17 protein-coding genes are annotated in these 22,198 nt (G+C 69.3%); 12 read left to right on the top strand and 5 right to left on the bottom strand.

Annotated features, from left to right (window positions below; all coding sequences use genetic code 11):
* Positions 1-20: 20 nt before the first annotated feature.
* A complete protein-coding gene (locus NAEX_RS11665; protein WP_096327582.1) occupies positions 21-5,423 on the top strand; it encodes a hypothetical protein in 5,403 nt (1,800 codons plus the stop codon).
* Positions 5,424-5,427: 4 nt separating this feature from the next.
* Positions 5,428-7,284 carry a hypothetical protein gene (locus NAEX_RS11660; protein WP_096327581.1) on the top strand — a complete coding sequence of 619 codons (1,857 nt, stop codon included), beginning with the start codon at positions 5,428-5,430 and terminating at the stop codon, positions 7,282-7,284.
* Positions 7,285-7,351: 67 nt separating this feature from the next.
* Here the strand turns inward: NAEX_RS11660 and NAEX_RS11655 are convergent, their stop codons facing one another.
* The 3 genes from NAEX_RS11655 to NAEX_RS11645 all read right to left on the bottom strand — a co-directional run bounded on the left by NAEX_RS11655 (position 7,352) and on the right by NAEX_RS11645 (position 9,126).
* Positions 7,352-8,125 carry a CPBP family intramembrane glutamic endopeptidase gene (locus tag NAEX_RS11655; protein WP_096327580.1) on the bottom strand — a complete coding sequence of 258 codons (774 nt, stop codon included), beginning with the start codon at positions 8,123-8,125 and terminating at the stop codon, positions 7,352-7,354.
* An 18-nt stretch (positions 8,126-8,143) separates the two neighbouring features.
* Positions 8,144-8,689, bottom strand: coding sequence for a helix-turn-helix domain-containing protein (locus NAEX_RS11650; RefSeq protein WP_096327579.1), 546 nt, complete (start codon positions 8,687-8,689; stop codon positions 8,144-8,146).
* 191 nt (positions 8,690-8,880) lie between these two features.
* Positions 8,881-9,126, bottom strand: a complete 246-nt coding sequence (locus tag NAEX_RS11645; protein ID WP_143141352.1) for a hypothetical protein — start codon at positions 9,124-9,126, stop codon at positions 8,881-8,883.
* Positions 9,127-9,184: 58 nt separating this feature from the next.
* On the opposite strand from NAEX_RS11645, the gene NAEX_RS11640 reads away from it, so the two are divergent.
* On the top strand, positions 9,185-9,820 hold the full coding sequence (locus NAEX_RS11640) for a hypothetical protein (protein WP_100793480.1): 636 nt from the start codon (positions 9,185-9,187) through the stop codon (positions 9,818-9,820).
* A 358-nt stretch (positions 9,821-10,178) separates the two neighbouring features.
* Here the strand turns inward: NAEX_RS11640 and NAEX_RS11635 are convergent, their stop codons facing one another.
* Entirely contained in the window at positions 10,179-10,517 is a 339-nt protein-coding gene (locus NAEX_RS11635) for a hypothetical protein (RefSeq protein WP_143141351.1), read from the bottom strand.
* 168 nt (positions 10,518-10,685) lie between these two features.
* Between NAEX_RS11635 and NAEX_RS50030 the strand changes: the two genes are divergently transcribed.
* The 6 genes from NAEX_RS50030 to NAEX_RS47695 all read left to right on the top strand — a co-directional run bounded on the left by NAEX_RS50030 (position 10,686) and on the right by NAEX_RS47695 (position 15,144).
* Positions 10,686-10,892: a hypothetical protein gene (locus tag NAEX_RS50030; protein ID WP_096325693.1), complete on the top strand. Its 207-nt coding sequence runs from the start codon at positions 10,686-10,688 to the stop codon at positions 10,890-10,892.
* Positions 10,889-11,248, top strand: a complete 360-nt coding sequence (tnpA, locus tag NAEX_RS11625; protein ID WP_096327575.1) for an IS66 family insertion sequence element accessory protein TnpA — start codon at positions 10,889-10,891, stop codon at positions 11,246-11,248. Before NAEX_RS50030 ends, tnpA begins: the two co-directional genes overlap by 4 nt.
* Positions 11,245-11,619, top strand: coding sequence for an IS66 family insertion sequence element accessory protein TnpB (tnpB, locus tag NAEX_RS11620; RefSeq protein ID WP_096325695.1), 375 nt, complete (start codon positions 11,245-11,247; stop codon positions 11,617-11,619). Before tnpA ends, tnpB begins: the two co-directional genes overlap by 4 nt.
* Positions 11,616-13,328, top strand: a complete 1,713-nt coding sequence (gene tnpC, locus NAEX_RS11615) for an IS66 family transposase (protein WP_096327574.1) — start codon at positions 11,616-11,618, stop codon at positions 13,326-13,328. The genes tnpB and tnpC overlap by 4 nt, the downstream gene beginning before the upstream one ends.
* 106 nt (positions 13,329-13,434) lie before the next feature.
* Positions 13,435-13,899, top strand: a complete 465-nt coding sequence (locus NAEX_RS47700) for a hypothetical protein (protein ID WP_143825564.1) — start codon at positions 13,435-13,437, stop codon at positions 13,897-13,899.
* Between the two features lie 18 nt (positions 13,900-13,917).
* A complete protein-coding gene (locus NAEX_RS47695; protein ID WP_143825563.1) occupies positions 13,918-15,144 on the top strand; it encodes a hypothetical protein in 1,227 nt (408 codons plus the stop codon).
* Positions 15,145-15,578: 434 nt separating this feature from the next.
* Here NAEX_RS47695 and NAEX_RS11600 read toward each other — a convergent pair whose 3' ends face one another.
* Positions 15,579-16,961, bottom strand: coding sequence for a transposase (locus NAEX_RS11600; protein ID WP_096325674.1), 1,383 nt, complete (start codon positions 16,959-16,961; stop codon positions 15,579-15,581).
* Positions 16,962-17,641: 680 nt separating this feature from the next.
* On the opposite strand from NAEX_RS11600, the gene NAEX_RS11595 reads away from it, so the two are divergent.
* From NAEX_RS11595 to NAEX_RS11585, 3 genes are all read left to right on the top strand, one after another.
* A complete protein-coding gene (locus NAEX_RS11595) occupies positions 17,642-18,880 on the top strand; it encodes a hypothetical protein (RefSeq protein ID WP_143141604.1) in 1,239 nt (412 codons plus the stop codon).
* A 501-nt stretch (positions 18,881-19,381) separates the two neighbouring features.
* Positions 19,382-20,824 (top strand): IS1380 family transposase, encoded by a 1,443-nt coding sequence (locus tag NAEX_RS11590; RefSeq protein ID WP_143825747.1) that lies wholly within the window; start codon positions 19,382-19,384, stop codon positions 20,822-20,824.
* A 263-nt stretch (positions 20,825-21,087) separates the two neighbouring features.
* Positions 21,088-22,197 (top strand): transposase, encoded by a 1,110-nt coding sequence (locus NAEX_RS11585; protein WP_275937651.1) that lies wholly within the window; start codon positions 21,088-21,090, stop codon positions 22,195-22,197.
* Position 22,198: the final 1 nt, after the last annotated feature.

Here is a 22,198-nt window from a genome sequence, read left to right as displayed (position 1 = left end):
AGAAGACCGAGCGAAATCATATGACTACCTACCAGGATACTCGAGCCCAGCTCGCGGCCCAGCGCGCCGCGCATGCGCAGCTCGCCGCGCAGCAGGCGGCGCGCCGGGAGCAGCTCAAAGAGGTCAAGCGCCGACTCGCCTCGATTGGCCGGTCCCGCGACGTCAATGACCCGGTCTGGGCGACCCAGCACGCCGCCCTCGAGCAGCAGGCGACGGTGCTCCAGACCGAGATCGACGCGAACCGGGTGCAGCTCGCGCAGCTCCGGGGCGCGGCCTCCTCGCTGCAGCAAGCGCTCGCCGCGTACTGGGATCCGGCGGCGGAGATCCAGCAGCTCGCCGACGACTACCCGATCTTGCTGTTCCCGCTGCGGCTCGAGACGCGATTCAAGGAGGTGATCGTCAATAACGTCACCAAGAAGCAGCTCTGGGTCCGCGTCTACCCCGACGAGTGCCAAATCGACGCGTTCGAGGAGCTGCTGTCGGCGGCCGAGGTCGCCAGCGGGCGGGCGTTCTGGACCGAGATGTGGAAGGCCGGCGGCGTCGAGGCGCAGGAGCGCGGGGCCTGGCGGGCCCTGGTCGCCTCGCACGGATCCGGGCGGGCCGAGTGGATCGTGAAGCGCTACGCGCCGACGAACCTGGCCGCGAAGCCCGTGAAGGCGAACCCCGAGGACGTGGTGCTCGTCGTGCTCCCGGCAGTGACGCTGGCCGCGACCCAGGAGGCCGCCGCCTGCACCTTCTGGGAGGCGTTCTGGAAGGCCGACGGCGACGCCGCGATGCAGGCGCAGGCCCTCGCTGCGCTGGCTGGCGCCGTCCAGGATCCGACGGTGGTCGACACGATCCTGACGTCCTTCATGCCGGAGAACCTCGACCAGGAGCCGCCGGGAGGGCTGGCGCGCGCGAGCGTCCATGTGAAGTGCGCCAAGCTCCTGCTCGCGCCGCCCGCGGCCGCCCGCGAGACGTCGTGGTCGCAGGCGCCGAAGGCCTGGGCGCTGCCGGATCGGTTCGTCCTGATGGCCTACAACAACGACGTGGAGGTCAAGCGGGTGGTCGGCAACGTCGTCGCCGACGGCCTCGCCGTCGGCCCCGACCGCTCGCTGCCGTCGGCGGAGCAGCTCCACGCGCAGCAGGACGAGCTCGTCCTCAACGAGGACCTGCGCTGGACGGTGGACTTCGAGCGCGCGGTCGACGTCGGCATGGGGTTCAAGGTCGACCTCGACACCTCGCTGGGCGAAGACGTCAACGGTTTCGAGCGGCTGGTCGTGCTCGGCGTGCGCTTCTCGGCCGATCACGCGGAGGGCAAGACGCTGCTCGAGACCCTGCTCGTGCACCACCACCACAGCAAGCGCGGCTTCAGCCTCGTCCCCCAGGGCAGCCCCACCAACAACACCGAGGGCGACGGTGCGGCCTACTCCTGGGCGGACGACGCCGACGCCTCGTTCGACGTGGTTTTGAAAAGCAAGGAGGCGTTCGTCGAGACCGCCGAGCCGTTCGTGCGCAGCGACGGCGAGTGGCTCGCGCGGTACCTCGGCATCGCCACGGCCGGCCTGAAGAGCGTCCCGCACGCGAACGGCCGCGACCAGGCCGAGGCGCGGGCGATGAACACTGCCCTGTGGACCGCGACGCTCGGCTACTTCATGGAGGAGATGATGCCGCCGGTGTTCTCCGACGGCCTCGTCGAGGCCACGCGGCGGTTCTTCCTCCGCCACGTCTCGGGCCGCGGGCCGCTCCCCGCGGTGCGCGTCGGTCGGCAGCCGTACGGCATCTTGCCGGCGATGGCGTTCTCGCAGTACCAGCCCTCGGGCGACGGGCCCGCCCCGCTGACCCAGAGCTATCTGGTGAAGCTCCACGGCGTGCTGTCGAAGATGGACGTCCACTGGGACACGCTGTCGCAGCTCGCGGCGCACGTCGGCGCCCCCGGGGACGCGCACAAGACCCTGCTCGACGTCCTCGGGCTGCACCCCGGCTCGGTGGAGTACCACCAGCGCTATGCGCAGAGCCTGGAGATGGCCTTCGAGCGCTTGAAGTGGCAATTCGGCGGCGGCAACTGGAGCGCGCTGTACGACGCGGGCAACCTCCACAAGGCGTTCCTGAACAACCCGTTCGGCTTCTCCGATCCGAACGCGCGCCCGCCGATCGTCGACCGGTTCTTCTTCGAGGGCAGCGTGCTCCTCCAGGGGCCCGTGGTCGACGACGTGCCGCTGTCCGAGACCGCGCCGCTCCGGCGCAACTACATCGAATGGCTCGCCGATGCGAAGTTCGACGCGATCCGCCTCAACGACTTCGACGGGGCCGCGGCGCCGACCGCGTTGCTGTACCTGATGCTGCGCCACGCGCTCATGCTGGGCTACTGGGAGGCAGCCATCCGCCTGCTCCACCAGTACAACCTGGTCGACCCCGCGATCGCCCGCAGGGAGCCCGCGTTCCTGCACATGCAGCCGATCCTCTCGAGCGTGGAGGCGCTGCAGAACAAGCTGGTCCAGCTCTACCGGGTGGAGAAGGCCGTCACCGGCGACGACTCGCCGCTCGTGGAGTTCATCGAGCGCGCGTACCCGGAAGGCGAGTGGGGGGCCGACCTCGCCGAGATGCTCAGCGCGCTGCATGTCCTCGAGGACACGCCCACCGCGCGGCTCGAGCGGCTTCTCGCAGAGCACGTCGACTGCGCGAGCTACCGCCTCGACGCGTGGAAGACGGGGCTCGCGGCCGTGCGGCGCGAGCAGATGCTCGGCCAGGGCCAGACGGGCATCTACCTCGGCGCGTACGGTTGGCTCGAGGGCGTGAAGCCCAGGGCGCAGCAGCTCGCGCCCGCGACGCTCACGCCGGACCAGAGCGCCATCTTCGCCAAGCCCGGGCAGGCGCCCCTGGTGGAGGACAGCGGAAACGGCGGCTACATCCACGCGCCGTCCATCAACCACGCGGCCACCGCGGCGATCCTGAAGAACGCGTACATGGTACATGCCTCGGACGCGAGCCCGGAGGCGCAGCAGCGGATGGCGGTGAACCTGTCGTCGGAGCGGGTGCGCCGGGCCCTGGCGCTGCTCGAGGGCATTCGCAACGGTCAGAGCCTCGCCGCGCTGCTCGGCTACCGGTTCGAGCGCGGCCTGCACGACGGGCACGGGCTCGCCGAGGTCGACCAGTTCATTGCTTCGCTCCGGCAACAGTTCCCGCTGGTCGCCGACAAGTTGAACTCGACGAAGTCGGACGGGCAGCAGGAGATCGATCTGCTCGAGGCCCGCAACGTGGTCGACGGCCTGCGCCTCGTCGAGCACGTGCGCGCCAGCGGAAAGCTGTACCCGACCCCCTCGTCGCCCGCGGAGACGGCGATCAACGCCGAGGTCGACGCGCTGCTCGATCTGCACGACGCGGTCTCGGACCTCCTGATGGCCGAGAGCGTGTACCAGGTGGTCCAGGGCAACTTCGAGCGCTCCGCGGCGAACACCGCGGCGTTCAGCAAGGGCAAGCATCCGCCCGAGCCGGAGGTGGTGAGGACGCCGCGGAGCGGCACCACGCTGACCCACCGCGTGGTGCTGCACCTCGATCCGGCCGCCGCCCCCCCCGCCAGCGCGACGCCTCGGGCCGTGGCAGAGGCGCCCCTGAACGCGTGGCTGTCGGCGCGGCTGCCCGATCCCGCCATCATCGCCTGCCAGGTCACGTACACCGCGCTGTCGCTGGTCGAGACGCACACGATCATCACCCTGAGCGATCTGGGCCTCTCGGCGATCGATCTCATCCACCTCAACCTGGACCTCGAGCAGGCGATGACCGAGCTCGACGACCGGATCGAACAGTTCCTCCGCTACCACGGCGCGCACCCGGCTTACCCCATCCGGATCCACTACGCCCAGCCCGTCGTCGACAACGCGACGTTCTTCGAGCTCGCGCCGCTGATCGCGAGTCTGCGGAGCCTCGCGCTCAAGAGCCGCGCCCTCGGGCCCACCGACGTCGGTCTGCCCACCGAGACGGTGGCCGCCGGGGTCACCTACGACTTCGCCGAGCTGGCGGCGCGGATCAATGCTGCCGCCGCGGTGCTGGACGCGCGGAGGACGACGCTGCTCGCGCTCGCCGCGGATCCGGCCGACCTCGACGACTACGTCCACGCGGTCACCGACGCGCTCCTCGGCGCCGCGTTGCACGGGGTCCCCAACACGGGCACCGGCGACATTCACAGCGCCGTGCGCTCGATCTTCCAGGCCGTCGTCGCCAAGGTCAGCGGGCTCGTCGCGCGCTGGGACGACAAGGCCGCCGAGTACGCCGCGAAGATCGCGACCTTCTCGCCGCTGGCGACCGACGAGGAGCAATTCGCCGTGCTCCTCGCGACCGAGGGGACGATCGCGTCGACCACCACCGTGGACCTCCCGGCGCAACCGCTCGACTTCAAGACCGCCGTCGAGGCGAAGAAGGCGCTGTTCGACGCGAGCCTGGCCCAGTGGAAGGGTCTCTTGACGGCAGGGCCCGCGGAGCTGGTCGACTACGTCGCGGCCGTCGAGGCTCAGGCGCTGCTCGCGGCGCAGTACGACGCGACCCCGCTCGACATCGACGAGCAGAAGGCCGCCATGATCGCGCTGCGCGCGGACCTCGTCGCGCGCGTCGAGGGCCTCGCCGAGGAGCTCGCGACTCGGCTCGCCAGCGCCGCCGTCGGGCTCGCCGAGGCGGCGGCGATCGACCACCCCGAGGGGCGGGTGCGGCGGATGCTCGAGGCGGCCAGTTTGGTGCTCGGCGACGAAATCAAGCTGCTGCCCCGCTTCACCCTGTCGCCGGCCCGCGGCATCGAGCTCGAGAATTGCCTGGCGGGCGCCCCGGCGCTGCTCGACTACCTGAGCACCACACGCAATCGGCGATTCCCGGTGGACGACTGGTTGTACGGGGTCGCGCGCGTGCGAGAGAAGCTGCTCCACTGGGAGAACGCGGTCACCCTCGCCGAGGCGTTCACCGGCGACGCCGTCGAGCTCACGGCGCTGCAGCTCCCCTATCGGACGGACGATCACTGGCTCGGGCTCGAGATCCCGCACGGGTACGCCCCGACGGGCGACCGGCTGCTGTACACCGCGCATTTCGCCGGCCCGTTCCACAAGGCCTCGCCGCAGTGCGGCCTCTTGCTCGACGAATGGACAGAGGTCATCCCGGCGAAGGAGCAGGTGACCGGCGTGACGTTCCACTTCGACCGACCGCGCGCCGCACCGCCCCAGGCCATGCTGCTGGTGGTCCCGCCGGTGTTGACGGGGACCTGGCACTGGCAGCACGTGGTCGGAGCGCTGCACGAGACGCTCGCGGCCGCGAAGCGGCGCGCCGTGGAGCCCGACCAGGTAGGCAATCTGGGCTACGGCCAGTTCTTGCCGGCGACGATGATGGCGACCACTTTGTATCAAGTGACCATCGCCACGAATATCGCATTCAACAACGGTATTTACGATCGATTCGGAGGCTGATGCGATGAAAGGACAGTATGTCGTCACCGACGTGGAAGCGGTGGTCAAACCCACTCGACCCACCATCGTCATGTGGAACCGGCTCGAGGGCAGGCCGCGGACCGCAAACTTCGATCGCGCGCTCAAGGCCGAGGTGCGCGACGCCCTGTGGATGCTGACGAGGCAGTGGCAGACGGGGGAGTATCAGGGGGAGGACGCCGGCTGGCCCGTCTTCGCCAAGATCCACATGCACACCACGCCGCTGACGAAGTACCGGCCCGAGGGCGGCGCGCCCGAGGCGCTGCCCCTGGCCACCCCGCTCGAGGCGAAGGTGGAGCAGCTGCCGATCCAGTGGAGCGCGAGCGGGCAGAAGATGCACCTTGACGTGCGCGCGCAGATCGGCCGGCAGTGGCGCAGGATGCTCTCCTCCGCCGGCCTCGGCGCCTACGAGGTCCAGTTTCGTGAGAAGTACCGATTCGAGGTGCCGACCGCGGACGCCGCGTCGGCCCCCGTGTCCGCGCACCGGGGCGCCGTGCAGCAGTACACCGCTCTGGCCGGGCGGTGCATCGACGGCGGGGAGCTCTACCTCTACTTGGTCGGGCAATCGGGAGCGCCGCGAGCGTCGGATGGCATCACCACCGGATCCGCCGTCGACAAAACCGCGCTCGACGAGCTCGGCGACGAGCTCGTCGAGTGGTTCGCGTCGATCTACCGCGCCCCCGCGGCGCAGTCCGCGTGGAAGCCGTCGTCCCTCGAGTACGCGTTCGCCTGCTCGGTGCAGAAGAAAGGGGCGGAGAAGGTGCTCTCCGCCGACGAGTACGCCCACGGACACCTCGACTGGTACGCGTTCGACCACGACCCGGGCGAGCCCGGCTTCGGCTCGCTGCCCGAGCTCCTGCCCCCCGAGAATCCGGTCACGCGCTCCTTCATCCCGACCCCGGTGGCGTTCGAGGGGATGCCCGACACGCGCTGGTGGGCGCTCGAGGACCGCAAGACCGACTTCGGCGACGTCAAGCCGTCGACGACGGATCTCGCGCAGCTCCTGCTGATCGAGTTCGGGCTGGTGTACGCCAACGATTGGTTCCTCGTGCCGTTCCGCCTGCCGGCGGGCACCCTCGCCGAGGTCGAGGGGATGGCGGTGACCAACTCGTTCGGCGAGCGGTTTTGGATCAAGGCCGCGGGCCAGGGCAACGATCAGAGCTGGCACCGCTGGAATATGTACACCCTGAGCGTCAAGGGCGACGACCCGGTCCAGGCCGACACGAGCCTGCTCCTGCCGCCATGCACGTCCCCGTCGCAGGAGGGCCGCCCGCTCGAGGACGTGCATCTCGTGCGCGACGAGATGGCCAACATGGTATGGGCGATCGAGGCCGTGATCCCCGGCGTCACCGGCCAGGGCCAGTCGGGCAGCGAGGCCGCGGAGGAGACGGCGAAGTACCACCGCGGCCGGATCGGCGCGTCGGAGCCGGCAGCCGCGGAAGACTACGCGGCCGCGATCAGCTACCGGGCGATGACCTCCGTGCCCGAGCACTGGATCCCGTTCGTCCCCGTGCATGTGCCCGGCTCCAACCGCGAGGTCCAGCTACAGCGCAGCCGCATGCCGCGGACGATCGCGGGCGATCCGGCGCCGGAGCCGGCGCTGATCGAGCCCCGGACCGGGCTCCTGCGCCCCGGCCTCGACGGCGGCCCGGTGGCCAAGTTCTTCGTCCACGAGGAGGAGGTCCCCCGCGCGGGCATCCGCGTCACGAAGTCGTTTCAGCGCACCCGCGCGACCAACGGCGAGGCCCACGTGTGGCTCGGCGTCCGCAAGCAGGTCGGTCGCGGCGAGCGATCGAGCGGGCTATCGTTCGACGACATCGTCGACGTGGAGAAGACCGAGTGAGCTCGCCACGCGCTGACCGCGGTGGTGACGCAGGAGAGAAGGGCCATGTCCCCGCCGCGGGCACAAATCAGCCGCGGGCCCACATCAGCGCCATCACGAGCGCGACCTCGACGAAGTTGCCGACCCCGTGGGCGACGATCGGCGCCAGCAAGCTGCGCGACTGCTCCATCAGCCACACATAGACGAGGCCCCACGCGAATGCATAGATCTGCTGCGCGATCGCCTGGTGCAGCGGGTGGTACTGGAAGCTCTCGTAGTGGGCCACGCCGAACAGCAGCGCGACGATCACCCCGGCGACGGGGACCTCGAAGCGGCCGGCGCGGACGCGGCCCGGAACGAGCACGACCAGCATGCCGACCAGGAGCCCGCGGAAGACCGTCTCCTCGCCGAGCCCCGTCGTGATCATCGCCAGCAGCCAGCCTGCGACGATCGGCGGATCGAGCGAGTAGCCGCCGTCCGGAGCGACGCCCGCCAGCAGCGCCGGCCAATGATCGGCGACCAGCATCACCAGCCCCATGACCACGCCGATCGCCGCGGCGAGGCCGACCATGCTTCGGCCCGGCGGCCAGCGCAGGTGCGCGTCAGCCCGTGGCAGCAGGCGGCCCATCACGGCGATGCCGAGCAGGCCGCACAGGCCCTGCAGCATGATCGCCGTGAAGACCAGCATCCCGAGGTCGTCGGCCCACCCGGCCGGGCCGACCTCGAGGAACAGCCAGCGCACCAGCTCGCGGGCGGGCACCAGGCACAGCTGCATGATCAGCGCGGCCAGGAGGATCGGCCACAAGCGCAGACGCAGGCCGGAGAACGCGAGGAACGCGTGTGGGGCACGAGCGGCGGTCATGCCCGGCAGAGTGCATGCTCACCCGGCGGCGGTCTTGAACGAATGTTGCAGCCCGACGCGCCGCCACTCGCCCGGCGTGCGGCCGGTCAGCGCCCGGATGTCGCGGGTCATGTGCGCCTGATCGGCGAAGCCGGCGGCCGCGGCGATCGTCGCCAGCGGTTCGTCGCTTTCGACGACCCGCCACCAGGCCCGGCGCGCGCGCGCCTCGACGCGGTAGCGGGCCGGCGCGACGGCGTAGAGCGCGTGGAACCACCGCCACGCGGTCGCTCGCGAGACCCGGTGCGCGGCGGCCCAGTCGCCGACTCCCGGCGCGTCGGGAGCCGACAGCGACGCCGCCAGCTCGTCGGGCAGGTCGGCCAGGCCCCGCGCGCCCGGCAGCAGGTGCGCGCACAGCAGCGCGCCGGCGGCCTCGAGGTCGACCTCGGCGTGGCGGCAACGCGACGGCCTCGCAGGCCCTACTCCCGCAGCAGCGCGAGGATCGACTCGCGGTTCCGCTCCTGGAGTACAGCAAGGGCGAGCGGGCTGAGGAGGACAAAAAGACGTCGGCGCGTCGGAAGTGTCCAAAATCAGTCCGTCCGTGCGTCATGAGGTGTCGCGTCGGCCGCGGCGTGCGCGTACATCACGCTCCGGCACACGGATCGACTTGTCGAAGAATTGTGCATCGGCGGTGAATTGATCGGTCGCCTGCTTCTACTCCGGGAGCGTGCCGATGAGCGCGGCGACGAGCCGGGGCGTGCTGCCCCGCGCTGGCCGGCTCACCACCCAACCACGAAGAGACGACCATGCCCAATACCAAGACCATGTTCACCTTGCTCGCCCTCCTCGCGCCGCTCGGCTGCGACGACGCCGTCACCGACGACGCCGACGCGGTCGCGCTCGAGGGCGCCGACGACCTCGAGCACCACGACGCCGACGCCGCCGAGCGCCCGGCGCTCAGGTTCTATGTCAACGGCGAGCCCGCCCCGGAGCGGCTCATCGCCACGGTCGAGGCCCGATGCCAACACCACCCTCTACTTCATCAAGGGCAGCCCGGACGCGGAGGGACGCTTCGGCGTCGACGTGGCGATGCTCGGGCGTGGCCCCGGGCCCGACTACAGCGCGCTGCTCGCGGACAACCAGGCGACGCCGCTCGAGCTGTACATGGCCGTCCGCGGCGACGAGCGGCCCGTCCCGGCCGATCTGGAGCTCGCCCACGCGTGGGAGGTCGAGCGGTCGCGGCCCGGGGATACGGCGCCGCGCCGGCTGGCCGTGCCGACCCTGGACCCTCAATTCGCGTACGGCCCGAGCGATTACACCTGCCTGTCGTGGTCGAACTTCCAGCAGTACATGAGCACGCGCTTCCCCAACGATAGTGGCCGGGACTTGACCCTGGCCTCGTCCACGGCCGTGAGCGGCGGCAACGTCTGGACCGACCCTTACCAGTACGACAGCAAGGCCGACCTGGTCGCGTGCAATTACATGACCATCAGCAACGATCCGGGCTATACTGATTTGATCATCGCCAACGTTTGCTATTGGGACGGTCCGGGCCCGGCAGGCATCGAGGTCGGTTGCCTCGAAGGCGACCTGCACAACGGCTGGTACGTCCGCGAGATTTACAGCCGGAGCCCGGGCACCCGATACTACATCACGGTCGATCCGGTCGGCGCCACGCCGCTCCAGAGCTTCATGGGCATCCTCAAGGCCAACCTCTGAATCCAGCAAGCCACGCGAGCACAAACCCGGATTCAATCACTCCCCACACGCAGAAGCGCGGGGCTCGCGACGCTCGCCTCAGGCGGGCGCAGCGCGACGGAGTGGGACGCAGGCGGGTGGGGCGCAGGCAACCGCGCGCAGGCGCCCCCGTCCGCTGAACGAGCGATATCTGTCTCACAAGACAGAATCTGTCCGAAGAAACAGGGCGCCGAGCACGTTGCCTGGGAGGGCCCCGCCGTAAGCGAGGGACCCGCTCCGCCGCGCTGCGCCCGCCGTCACGACGCTCTCCGAGCCCCGCGCCCCCGGACCCGCGACGTCCCGCGCCCCGCGACGTCGCGCCCCTACGGGCAAGCGACGATCACTCCGGATCGCATGCCCCGTCGCAGAACGTCTCGACGATCCCTTCGCGGAAGAACTTGTTCATCGAAGCGTTGGCCGCCTCGAGCTTGCGCGACCCCCCGTGAGGGTCGTCGCCCTCGCTCATCGGCACATGGATGGTCGGCTCCGGCGGCAGCCCGACGGGCGTCGTATCCGCTGTCGCGGCGGCGCAGGTGACACCTGCCCGCTTGACCCTGTCGACGTCCCGGGCCTCGATCTCTGCCCATGCCACGCGCTCCTCGGCGTCCGCGAACGGCCCGCTCGCCAACAGCTCACGGGTCAGCTCGAGGGCCCTCGCGGCGGATGAAGCGCTGCTCACCACCGTCTATCCCGGGCTCAGCCCCGAAGACTTCGCGGACCTGCAGGCCGGCGAGATCGTCGAGGTCGTGCAATGGGTGCCTCCCAGCGACGAAGAACGTATCCGTCCGGAAGACTGCGTCGTGAATCGAGATCCTCGAGCAGCTACAAGGCCCCTCGAGGAGGATCGATGTCGAGGAAGCGTAACGACTTGAAGGAAGAGCGCGGCGCGGTCGTGCTGGCGCCGCAGCCGGTGAAGCGGGGTAGCTTCGCGTTGCTGGTACCGGACGACATGAAGTGGGAGGTTCGAGGCGTGAGCGGCGGCTACCGGATCGACTTCCGGCCGATGACACCGCAGGAGCGGGCGCGTCGGCTCCGGGAGTGGAGGCAGCTGTGACGGCGAGCAAGGTGGCGGATCCGGCGATCTGGGAGAAGCGGGTCGAGGCCCTCGAGGCGAGCGGGCGGAGCTGCCGGGAGTATGCGAAGCAGATCGGCGTCAACCCGCACACGCTGGCGGGCTGGCGGTGGAAGCTGCGGCAGCGAGCTCGGACGGGAGCGACGCCGGCGAGGCCCCGCGCAGCGGCGGGCGAGCGCGACTTCGTGGAGGTGACGAAACAGGTGGCAGCGGCGTTGGTGGCGGAGACCGGAGTCATCGAGGTCGAGCTCGGCGGTGCGGTGGTGCGGGTCCGCGGCGAGGTCGACGGCGAGATGCTCGCGCGGGTGCTCGGCGCGGTGGGAGGACGGCGCGGATGATCCCGAAGAACGTCCGCGTCTTCGTGTGCACCGAGCCGCAGGACATGCGGAGAGGATTCGATCGGCTGGCGCTGGCGGTGCGGGCGGAGATGGGCGACGATCCGCGGAGCGGCGCGGTCTTCGTGTTCCTGGGCCGGCGCGCCGATAGGCTCAAGCTGCTGTGGTGGGACCACAACGGCTTCGCGGTGCTGTACAAGCGACTGCACCGCGCGACGACGACGGCGCCGAAGGCCGCGAGCCCGTCGCAGCGCTCGATCGAGATCGACGAAAAGAGCCTCGGTGCGCTGCTGCGGGGCGTCCCGCGGCATCCAGGACGCGGGCGTGAAAACGCTCTTGACGTGGGCGCGCGAACGAGTAGTAAGGACGCGTGAGCGAGATCGAGCTCCTGCGCAGCGAACTCGAGAGCAAGGAGGGCGAACTGCTCGCGCTGCGCGAGGCGCTGTCGAAGGCGTCCTCGGACCGCGAGCAGTACCGGGCGCTCTACATGCAATTGCTCGAGCGCTGTCGGCTGCTCGAGAAGGGGATCGTCGTCGGGAAGAAGGCCGAGCGCTTCCAGGGCGACGAGGAGGCGCAGCTGTCGATGCGCCTCCTGGGCATGCTGCTCGGCCCGGACGAAGCCGAGGCGAGCGCGGACGAGGATAACCTCGACGACGCGCTGGCCGAGGAGCTCGACGGAGACGAGGACGACGAGGCGAGCACGACCCGCCCCACGGATGCGTGTGAGCCGCGGCGGCGCCGTCGCGGGCGGCGCAAGCTGCCGGAGGCGCTGCCGCGCGTCGAGGTCGAGGTCCTGCCGCCGGAGGTGCTGCTGGAGGGCCTCGAGAACTTCGAGCGGATCGGCGAGGTCGTCAGCGAGACCGTCGAGCGCCGGCCGGGCGCGATGGTGGTCGCGCGAATCGTGCGGCCGAAGTTTGTCCGCAAGAATGCTCCGGCGAGCGAGTCGATCGAGACCCAGCTGGCCGATGAGACACCCGAAACCCCTCCCGTGGTGATCGCGCCGCCGCCGGACAAGCCGATCGAGCGCGGGCTGGCCGGACCCGGGCTCCTGGCCCACACGATCGTGCTGCGCTGGGGCGATCACATGCCCGCCCACCGCCAGGAGGCGATCCACGCCCGCGAGGGCCTGCCGCTGTCGCGTCAGACGATCTGCAGCTGGCACCAGCAGCTCGCCGACCTGGTCGAGCCGCTCGTCGACGCGATGATGGCCGACGCCTTCCTGTCGCCGTACGTCTGCGTCGACGCGACCGGGGTGCTCGTGCAGGCGCCCGAGCAGTGTCAGCGCGCCCACTTCTGGGTGCTCGTCGCCCCGGGCCGGCATGTGCTGTATCGATTCTCGCCGAGGCACGACAGCGAGGCCGTCGATCGCCTGCTCGCCGGTTACAAGGGCTATCTCGTCTCCGACGCCGCGACCGTCTACGACCACCTCTTCCGCGACGGCGCCGTCGTCGAGGTCGCGTGCTGGGCTCACTGCAGGCGCTACTTCTTCAAGGCGCTGGGCACTGAGCCGGAGCTCGCCAGGCACGCGCTCGGGCTGATCCGCAAGCTCTTCAAGGTCGAAGAGAAGCTGGCCGACGAGAGCCGCAAGCGGCGCGAGTCGGTCCGCCGGAAGCTGTCCGCGCCGATCGTCGACGAATTCTTCGCGTGGTGCGCCCAGCAAGCCGAGGTCGCCCTCGACGGCTCGCCGCTCGCCGCAGCCCTGACCTACGCCACCAACCAGAAGGCCGCGCTGCGGCGCTTCCTGGACGACGGCCGTCTGCCCCTCCACAACAACATCTCCGAGCGCGCGCTGCGGCGCGAGGCGGTCGGTCGCAAAAACTGGCTCTTCGTCGGCAGCGACGACGGCGCCCGCGCCAACACGCTCTTCGTGTCCCTGCTGGCTAGCTGCCAGATGCACGGCATCGAGCCCCTCGGCTACCTCCGCGACCTCCTGTGCCTGCTGCCCTCCTGGCCGCGCCCCCGCGTCCTCGAGCTCGCCCCCGCCTCCTGGCAGGAAACGCTCAAGCAGCCAGAGGCTCAGCAGCTCCTCGCCGCCAACGTCTTCCGCCGTATCGCCCTCGGCGAGCATCCGACCGCGATGTAGCCCAGGTGCTCGAGGCCGAGCCAGACGCAGTCTGTCGGACGATTACCGAAGAACAGAAGGCGCTGGACGCCCTCGCGGAGCAGATGAAGGGCCAGGGAGATTGACCATGCACGAACTTCGCAAACGCTCGGGCCTTTGCGCCCGGTATCGCCGAATCTGTACGCTCGCGGCACCTGCCGTCGTCGCGGTGCTCATGGCCGCCGCGCCCCGCCTCGCCCTCGCTGTCGAGCACAAGCTCTGCCTGCGCTGGCGGGTCCAGGCGATCGACCTCAGCGCCGGCACCCACGTCCCGACCACCGCGACCCAGTGGCCCGCGCGAGGCGTGCGCGTGCAGGTCACGCCCACCGGCGGTGGTGCGATCATCGCCGCCGGCCGCACCGACCTCACCAACGCCTGCTTCACCTTCCAGGTCTTCGGCCTCCCCGGAGACCCCACCCCCCCACCATCACCCGCAACGTACGTGTCTACTACGACGCCCGCGTCGGAACCCCGGCCGCCGGTGAGACCCTTGGACGCATCCAGGTGCGGGGATTTTTCCAAAAGGTTGAGGATGACAACGACACCGACGTGAGTATCCTGATCCAGAACGTTGGATTTCAGCTCAATTTCCACGACGGAACATACGCGGCCACCGCCACGCCGACCACATTCACTCACGATAGCGCTCGCGCTCGCCGCCTGCACCGACCCCGCCGCGAGCGACACCAAAACCACCAGCGAGTCGTCCTCGGGGTCCAGCGCGACCGGCACCTCGTCCGAGGGCAGCTCGACACCCACCGACGTCGGCACGGGGCCCGACTCCACGACCGTCGACATCACCTCCGGGGGCGACTCGCAGGCTGAGACCAGCGGGAGCACCTCGCAGGCCGAGACCAGCGAGAGCACCTCGCAGGCCGAGACCAGCGAGAGCACCTCGACGACCTCGACGGGGGAGGGGACGACGGAGGACCCGACCGAGACCGGCGGCGAGGATCCCTTCAAGGTCGGCATCGCCCTGAAGCAGCTGTGCAGGAACGATCCGTCCTCCATGTGCGGCGTGACGCCGGACGACGAGCTGGTCTGCTGGGGACTTGTCGATTCTCCGTTCTTCAAGGTCCCGCCTGGCAAGGTGAAGTCCGTCAGCCCGCAGTGCTTCTACGCGGTGCTCGAGAGCGGCGAGCTGCACCGCATCCGGGACTTCCCGTCGGAGCCCCTGGACCTGCCCGGGGGGCCCTTCGTGTTCGCCGGGGGCGAATATCCCTACGGCTGCGCGATGGCGGCGAACAACGAGGTGACGTGCTGGGTGGCCGAGGGGTACACGGCGATCGAGACGCCGCCGCCGGGTCCGTACGTGGCCCTCGAAGACGCCCGCGAGGGGAACTGCCAGATGTGCGGGCTCCGGGGCGACGGCTCGCTCGTGTGCTGGAGGAGGCCGGTCAAGGGCGGCTGGGGGGAGAACTGCGGCGGCGGCGTCTGGAACGGAGCCGCCGAGGGGACGTACACGAAGTTCATCGGCAGCACCTTCCAGTCGGTCAGGCTGATGAACGACAAGGGCCAACTCGTCTGGTTCGAGCCCGGCTCCGAGGGAAGCCTCTATGTCGCGCCGCTGTTCGCGTCGGGGGGCTTCGCGGAGGCCGACGCCCTCGTGGGTCTGCGGCAGAGCGGCGAGCTCCTGTACTTCGAGAAGGGCATGGGCGACGGCGTCCCCATTCTCCCCGGCGCCTACACGACCTTTCGCGGCGCTCACAACGGCGGCTGCGCGATCCGGCAGTCGGACTCGCGCGTCGTCTGCTGGGGCGAGGGAGAGTACGGACAGTTCGACCCGCCGACGGAGTGAACCTTCGCACAGCGCGCCGCGGCCCGCGACCCGACAATCGGGGGGCGGGTTCGCGGTTCGGGGCGAGGCTCGCGTGGACGACGCTCCGTCGCTACCGCGCGGCCGTCGGTGTTGCTCCGGCTAGGCGGTTCCTCGAGCGCAGCGGGGGCGCGAGGGCAAGCGCTGCGTCGAACCGCCCGGCGTTGAGCGCGACCTCGGCCTCCATCGCGGCGAACCAATCGGCGGTAGCCACGGAGAACGCCCGGCCACCCCGGGCTATTGCACGGCAGCGGCCCAGTCAGATCGGGTCTGGAAGCGGCCGATTCCACTTCCAAGATTAGCGAGCTGGGCGAGCGCTTGAACACCGTTCTGCCGAACGCCAACGTCAACTCTTGGTGAAATCATGCACGGGCAGCGCTAGCAGCCCGAGGTAGAAGTCGGTGAGACGAAATCGCTCATGCGTATCTCGAGTGAGCGACGTGCTCTGGAAGTCGAGCTCCCGGTAGGGAGTGCCGCGAATGGCGGTCAAGAAGCGCTCCGAGCCACCGCAGAAGCGTGAGGACAGCCACGAGCACGGCAGAAAGCGCGGCCCGAAGGCCCTGGAGGGCCCTCGGTTTCCCGATTCCGTGGACCTTTCGCATGATCAAGCTCAGGTTGAATCCGGCGGCGTGGATGACCAGCCGCTTGAGGATATTGTCGTGACCGCGGACGTGGACCCTGCGCATTCCGCCGGAGTCGAGCATGTGCGCGAAGGGCCGTTCGACCAGCTCGCTGCGCTTCTTCTGCAGTTCCTTGCTCTTGCCTCGCTTCACGCGGCGGCGGTTCCGGTGCACCGCCTCACGCTCGGCCTGCTTGTCCTTCCACCGCCGGCGACCACGCGCGGGCTCCGGGATGTAGCTGCGTACGTCGACCTCCTCGAGGCTCGTGAGCACGTCGTTGCTGTGGTAGCCCTTGTCGGCGACGACCTCCTCGACGCGCTCGGCGATCTGCTCCCTGGCCTTCTCCGAGCCCTCTTGGCGCACCTCCGCGAGATTGGCGTCGGCGACCTCCAGCGTCTTCTCGATGGTCTTCGTGTCGCCCGCAGCGCCGCCGTGCACCGTCACGCCGACGATGGCGCCGGTCTCGAGGTCGACCGCCTGCTCGTGCTTGTGCGCGAGGTGGGTGCTGCCGTCCTTCATCTTCATGATCTGCGCCTCGGGATCGTGCGGGTGTACCCACTCGTCGTTCGAGCCCTTCTTCGGCCGCTTGCGGTCCAGCCGCGCCAGGTCCTCGCGCGTCGGTTCCTCGATCCCCTCGGCCTTCGCCAGGTCGGTCAAGTACTCCTTGTACGCGCGTCCGTCGTCGCGGCGCACGATCGATCGCAGCGCCGCGTTCGCCTCAAGTGTCGTTGCGTCGATCCCGAGCGTCTTGCCGCGCAACAGGCCATGCTCGGCGACCAGCTCCAGCACCCGCGTGAACACCCGCTCGTGCACGTCGGTGCTCAGCCGACGCCGCGTCCGCGAGATCGTCGAGTGATCCGGCGGCTGCTTCTCCAGGCCGAGCCCCAAAAACCGCCGCAGACTCAGCGAGTCGGCGACCCGCCAGGCGATGCCCCGCTCGCTGCCGATCCCCTCGAAGTAGCCGATCAGCAAGCAGCGGAAGTACACCCCCGGCGCGAGGCCCGGTCGTCCCATCACCTCGGCGTAGAACGGCTCGCACTGCTTCTCCGCGAAACGGTCGAAGCCGTGCTTCCGGAGCAGCTTGTCGAGCGCCTCGTAGAACGGGTGCCCGAGCCCCTGCAACTTGTCATACGTGATGAACAGCGTCGGCTGCTCCCCGTTGTCGTGCCCCATGGCCATGGCAAAGCCACTTTATCAGCTTTCATCGCAGAGCGCGATACCGCGCGCCGCTCCGCTGCTCGCGAGGTTCCTCGCGGCGTGGTTGCCGCGACTTTCACCACGGGCTGCTAGACCCCTCCACGGGACCGTTCACAGTGGGACGTCTCGAAAAGAGCCAAATTCGCGACGAAATCGAGACGGAGTTCCGTGACGACCGGGAGATCGCGCCGCCGCGCATCCGGGTTTCTATGCCACCCTGGCCCCCTTTCCGGCCCAAGCCTCGGAGCCGGATGCCGTTCGGCCGTCGAGACAAGCGGCGTGGGACGGAGACGAGCAAGTTCGGGCGGCGGGCGACTTCAAGCTCGCGGCTCCGCTCGCTTCGACGCGGCGGTGCAGGTCGCTCGCGCACTCGCCTGCCTGGGCTTCGAGCATTCAACACGACGAGCAGCGCATCGAACTGGGACTGTTCCTTCGGCGTCGGTCCCCACGAAGCCATGCACGGGCCGCGACTGAAGATTCAAGGCAGCCGCGTGCCGGCGACGACGGCTCGGTGATCGCGGTCGAGGACGAGGGCGCGGACGATTGAGCCCGGCTCGCGGTGGGCCGGTCACGCGACGGTCGTCCGGCGGTGACTCGCCGGACGGGCCGCCTGGGCCTGATACACCCGCGATCGTGCGGTTCGCTCCGCGGAGTGATAGGCTGTGGAAAAGATGATGCGCTGTTCCTGGCTCGTGATAGCGATGGTGTTGCTCGATGGCTGCAGCCCCGGGTCTGCGAAGAGCACGGACGGCGAACCCACGAGCAGTGACGCGGGCAGTGACGCGAGCAGCACGACGCCGACGTCCGGCGGCACGCCCGACCTACCGGCGAGCTCCTGCGGCGACGGCGTCGTCGATTCGGGCGAAGCCTGCGACGACGGCAACGGCGGTTGTGACGCGTGCACCGATGCGTGCACGCCGGGCGTCGATCCGGAGCTCGACTGGAGCGTGCCGCTTGCGCCCATCGTCGAGGTCCGGGGCTTCGACCTGACGCAGCAGCAGCGCGCGTGGGTGGTGGGGACGACGAACGACGAGGCGATCGTGCTGCAACGGATCGAGGTCGACGGCTCGATGGAGAGCTTCGACCTCACCGCGCTCGCGGGCTTCGCGGAGATCGTCGCGTTCCACGTCAACGGCGTCACGGGCGAGGCCGGCGTGCTCGGCCTGCTGCCGGACAAGACACTGAAGCTCGCGCGCGCGGGCGGCGACGGACCGATCGGCGAGCCGCTGACGATCGCAACGAGCGTAGCGACGGAGCTGATGGCGATAACGTCGGTGGGCGTCACCTTTGTGGAGGGCGTGGAGGGCGGGACCGCGACCACGCTGGCGTGGACGGGGGAACAGTTGGTGTCCTTCGCCAGCGCGACGGCCAGCTTCGTCGACGCCGTCGGTGACCGGCTGGTGATCGGCACCCACCTCGTCACGCTCGTCGATGCCGACGGCGAGAATCGGGTCGAGACGATGTGCTGGGGCCAACGCCTGACGACCAGCGGGACTCACGTGGTGCGCGACGACTCGGATCTGTCGTCGGGAGACCTGGCGATGGAGAGCTGCGAGCTGGCGAGCGGCGCGCTCGTGTCGGAGGTCATCGCCACCGGCGTTGGCGGGTTCGAGGTGGGGCCCATCGCCGACGTTGTCGACGCGGCACCCAACGGCAACCCGCTGGGCGTGTGGTCGGTGTGCCACGGCGAGGGCAGCGTGATGGGCTGCGAGGTGCCACGCACACGCGGCTTCGGTGGGCCAAGCGATCCGGAGGCGATCGAGATCGACGAGTGCGACGAGCCGAGGCATGCCCGGCTCGGCAGCGACCGCGGGATCTACATGGTCCGCCACGACCGCACGACCGCCGCACTGTCGCTGGTCCGCCGGGGCACGCTGCCCCTCGCCCCGCCCTGGGGTTGAGGCCGCAGCGCCAGCGGGAAGTTGAGCCTCCATGAAACCGCCGGTTCCACTCCCGCTATGGGCTAGCAGCCCGTGGTGAAAGTCGCGGCAACCACGCCGCGAGGAACCTCGCGAGCAGCGGAGCGGCGCGCGGTATCGCGCTCTGCGATGAAAGCTGATAAAGTGGCTCTGCCATGGCCATGGGGCACGACAACGGGGAGCAGCCGACGCTGTTCATCACGTATGACAAGTTGCAGGGGCTCGGGCACCCGTTCTACGAGGCGCTCGACAAGCTGCTCCGGAAGCACGGCTTCGACCGTTTCGCGGAGAAGCAGTGCGAGCCGTTCTACGCCGAGGTGATGGGACGACCTGGGCCTCGCGCCGGGGGTGTACTTCCGCTGCTTGCTGATTGGCTACTTCGAGGGGATCGGCAGCGAGCGGGGCATCGCCTAGTCCGGATTTCTCACCACGGGAAGGAATTCCGGCCGCACTTCCCGAGTTCGAGCGGGTGTGAAACGATTGCTGACCACCCAGGGGTACGGCCGGAACACGACAAGGTGTATCCGCACCGAGTTCGATTTTCAACCGGCCGGGCGGAGGCGTGTCGAGGCCGCCTTCGACGCCGGGCGGGTCAGCTCGGACGGCGGCCTGCTGTTGCTGCGCGAGCTGACCAAGAGTTCAGGTGTGTTTCGGGACTTCGCGGCCTGCTTTCGGGACCACCGCGACCCGAGCCGGGTCGAGCACACCGTCGAGGAACTGCTCGCGCAGCGCGTGCTGGGCCTGCTGTGTGGTTACGAGGACCTGAACGACCACGACGTGCTCCGCGACGATGCCTTGCTCGCGCTGGCGATAGGCAAGGCCGATCCGACCGGCGAGCAGCGCAAGCGGGTGCGCGACCGGGGCCATGCGCTGGCGGGCAAGAGCACGCTGAACCGCCTGGAGCTGGCGAAGCCCACGGTGGCCGGCGACGAGCGCTACAAGAAGATCAGCTACGACGACCACGGGATTCAGCGCCTCTTCGTCGACACCTTCCTGGCCGCGCACGATCGGCCGCCCGCCGAGATCGTCCTCGATCTCGACGCGACGGACGACCCCGTACACGGCAAGCAGGAGGGTCGCTTCTTCCATGGCTTCTACGACAGCTACTGCTACCTGCCGCTGTACGTCTTCTGCGGCGACTTCATCCTTGGCGCCGCGCTGAACACCGCCGACAAGCAGCCAGTCAGCGGCGCGGTCGAGGAGCTCGAGAGGATCGTCAGTCAGATCCTCGCTCGCTGGCCGGCCGTCCGGATCATCGTGCGCGGCGATTCCGGCTTCTGCCGCGACGAGGTCATGCGCTGGTGCGAGGACAACGGCCTCTTCTTCGTCCTCGGCCTGCAGAAGAACTCGCGCCTGATCGCCGAGATCGAGGACGAGATGACGCAGGCCCGCACCACCTCCGAGCAGACCGGCAAGGAAGCACGCGTCTTCAAGGACTTTCGCTACGAGACCAACCGGACGTGGTCGCGAGAGCGCCGGGTGGTCGGCAAGGCCGAGTACACGACGGACAAGGAGAATCCGCGCTTCGTCGCCACCAACCTCTCGCATGACGAGTACGACGCGCGCTCGCTCTACGAGGACCTCTACTGCGCTCGCGGAGACATGGAGAACAGGATCAAGGAGCAGCAACTCGGCCTCTTCGCCGACCGCACCAGCGCCCACACGCTGCGCGCCAACCAGCTCCGCCTGTGGCTCTCGTCCGTCGCCTACATGATCCTCAACGAGCTCCGCCGACTCGCCCTCGCCGGCACCGAGCTCGCCCACGCCCAGGTCTCCACGATCCGCACGCGGCTGCTCAAGATCGGCGCCATCGTCACCGCCTCGGTCCGCAGGATCCGCGTCTCCCTAAGCTCAGTCTTCCCACTCCAGCACGTGTGGTGGCGCGTCCTCGAGAACCTCCACCGTCATCACGTCATGAGACGCTGACGGCCCTCGCCGTCCGTCACACAATGGTGCGCTGCGCTGCGCGCCGGGATTCGTCTGTCCTTATGCGCAGGTCACCCAAAACGCGTAGCCGGCTTTGTAATCCCTCTTACAGCTCGATCTCGCGCCAGCCCCGGGCGTAACGAGCGCGGCCTCGCGGCTCACGTCGACGGCGTCCAACAACCTCCCGCCAAGCCGCTTGACAGCCGCTTGCCGGGCCCCACCTATCCGTGGTGAGAAATCCGGACTAGCGGGTCGCCGACTCGCTGAGTCTGCGGCGGTTTTTGGGGCTCGGCCTGGAGAAGCAGCCGCCGGATCACTCGACGATCTCGCGGACGCGGCGTCGGCTGAGCACCGACGTGCACGAGCGGGTGTTCACGCGGGTGCTGGAGCTGGTCGCCGAGCATGGCCTGTTGCGCGGCAAGACGCTCGGGATCGACGCAACGACACTTGAGGCGAACGCGGCGCTGCGATCGATCGTGCGCCGCGACGACGGACGCGCGTACAAGGAGTACTTGACCGACCTGGCGAAGGCCGAGGGGATCGAGGAACCGACGCGCGAGGACCTGGCGCGGCTGGACCGCAAGCGGCCGAAGAAGGGCTCGAACGACGAGTGGGTACACCCGCACGATCCCGAGGCGCAGATCATGAAGATGAAGGACGGCAGCACCCACCTCGCGCACAAGCACGAGCAGGCGGTCGACCTCGAGACCGGCGCCATCGTCGGCGTGACGGTGCACGGCGGCGCTGCGGGCGACACGAAGACCATCGAGAAGACGCTGGAGGTCGCCGACGCCAATCTCGCGGAGGTGCGCCAAGAGGGCTCGGAGAAGGCCAGGGAGCAGATCGCCGAGCGCGTCGAGGAGGTCGTCGCCGACAAGGGCTACCACAGCAACGACGTGCTCACGAGCCTCGAGGAGGTCGACGTACGCAGCTACATCCCGGAGCCCGCGCGTGGTCGCCGGCGGTGGAAGGACAAGCAGGCCGAGCGTGAGGCGGTGCACCGGAACCGCCGCCGCGTGAAGCGAGGCAAGAGCAAGGAACTGCAGAAGAAGCGCAGCGAGCTGGTCGAACGGCCCTTCGCGCACATGCTCGACTCCGGCGGAATGCGCAGGGTCCACGTCCGCGGTCACGACAATATCCTCAAGCGGCTGGTCATCCACGCCGCCGGATTCAACCTGGGCTTGATCATGCGAAAGGTCCACGGAATCGGGAAACCGAGGGCCCTCCAGGGCCTTCGGGCCGCGCTTTCTGCCGTGCTCGTGGCTGTCCTCACGCTTCTGCGGTGGCTCGGAGCGCTTCTTGACCGCCATTCGCGGCACTCCCTACCGGGAGCTCGACTTCCAGAGCACGTCGCTCACTCGAGATACGCATGAG

Source organism: Nannocystis exedens (genome assembly GCF_002343915.1).
Lineage (GTDB): Bacteria > Myxococcota_A > Polyangia > Nannocystales > Nannocystaceae > Nannocystis > Nannocystis exedens.
Note: the sequence above shows the minus strand (reverse complement) of the source record. Positions and strands in the feature narration are given on the sequence as shown.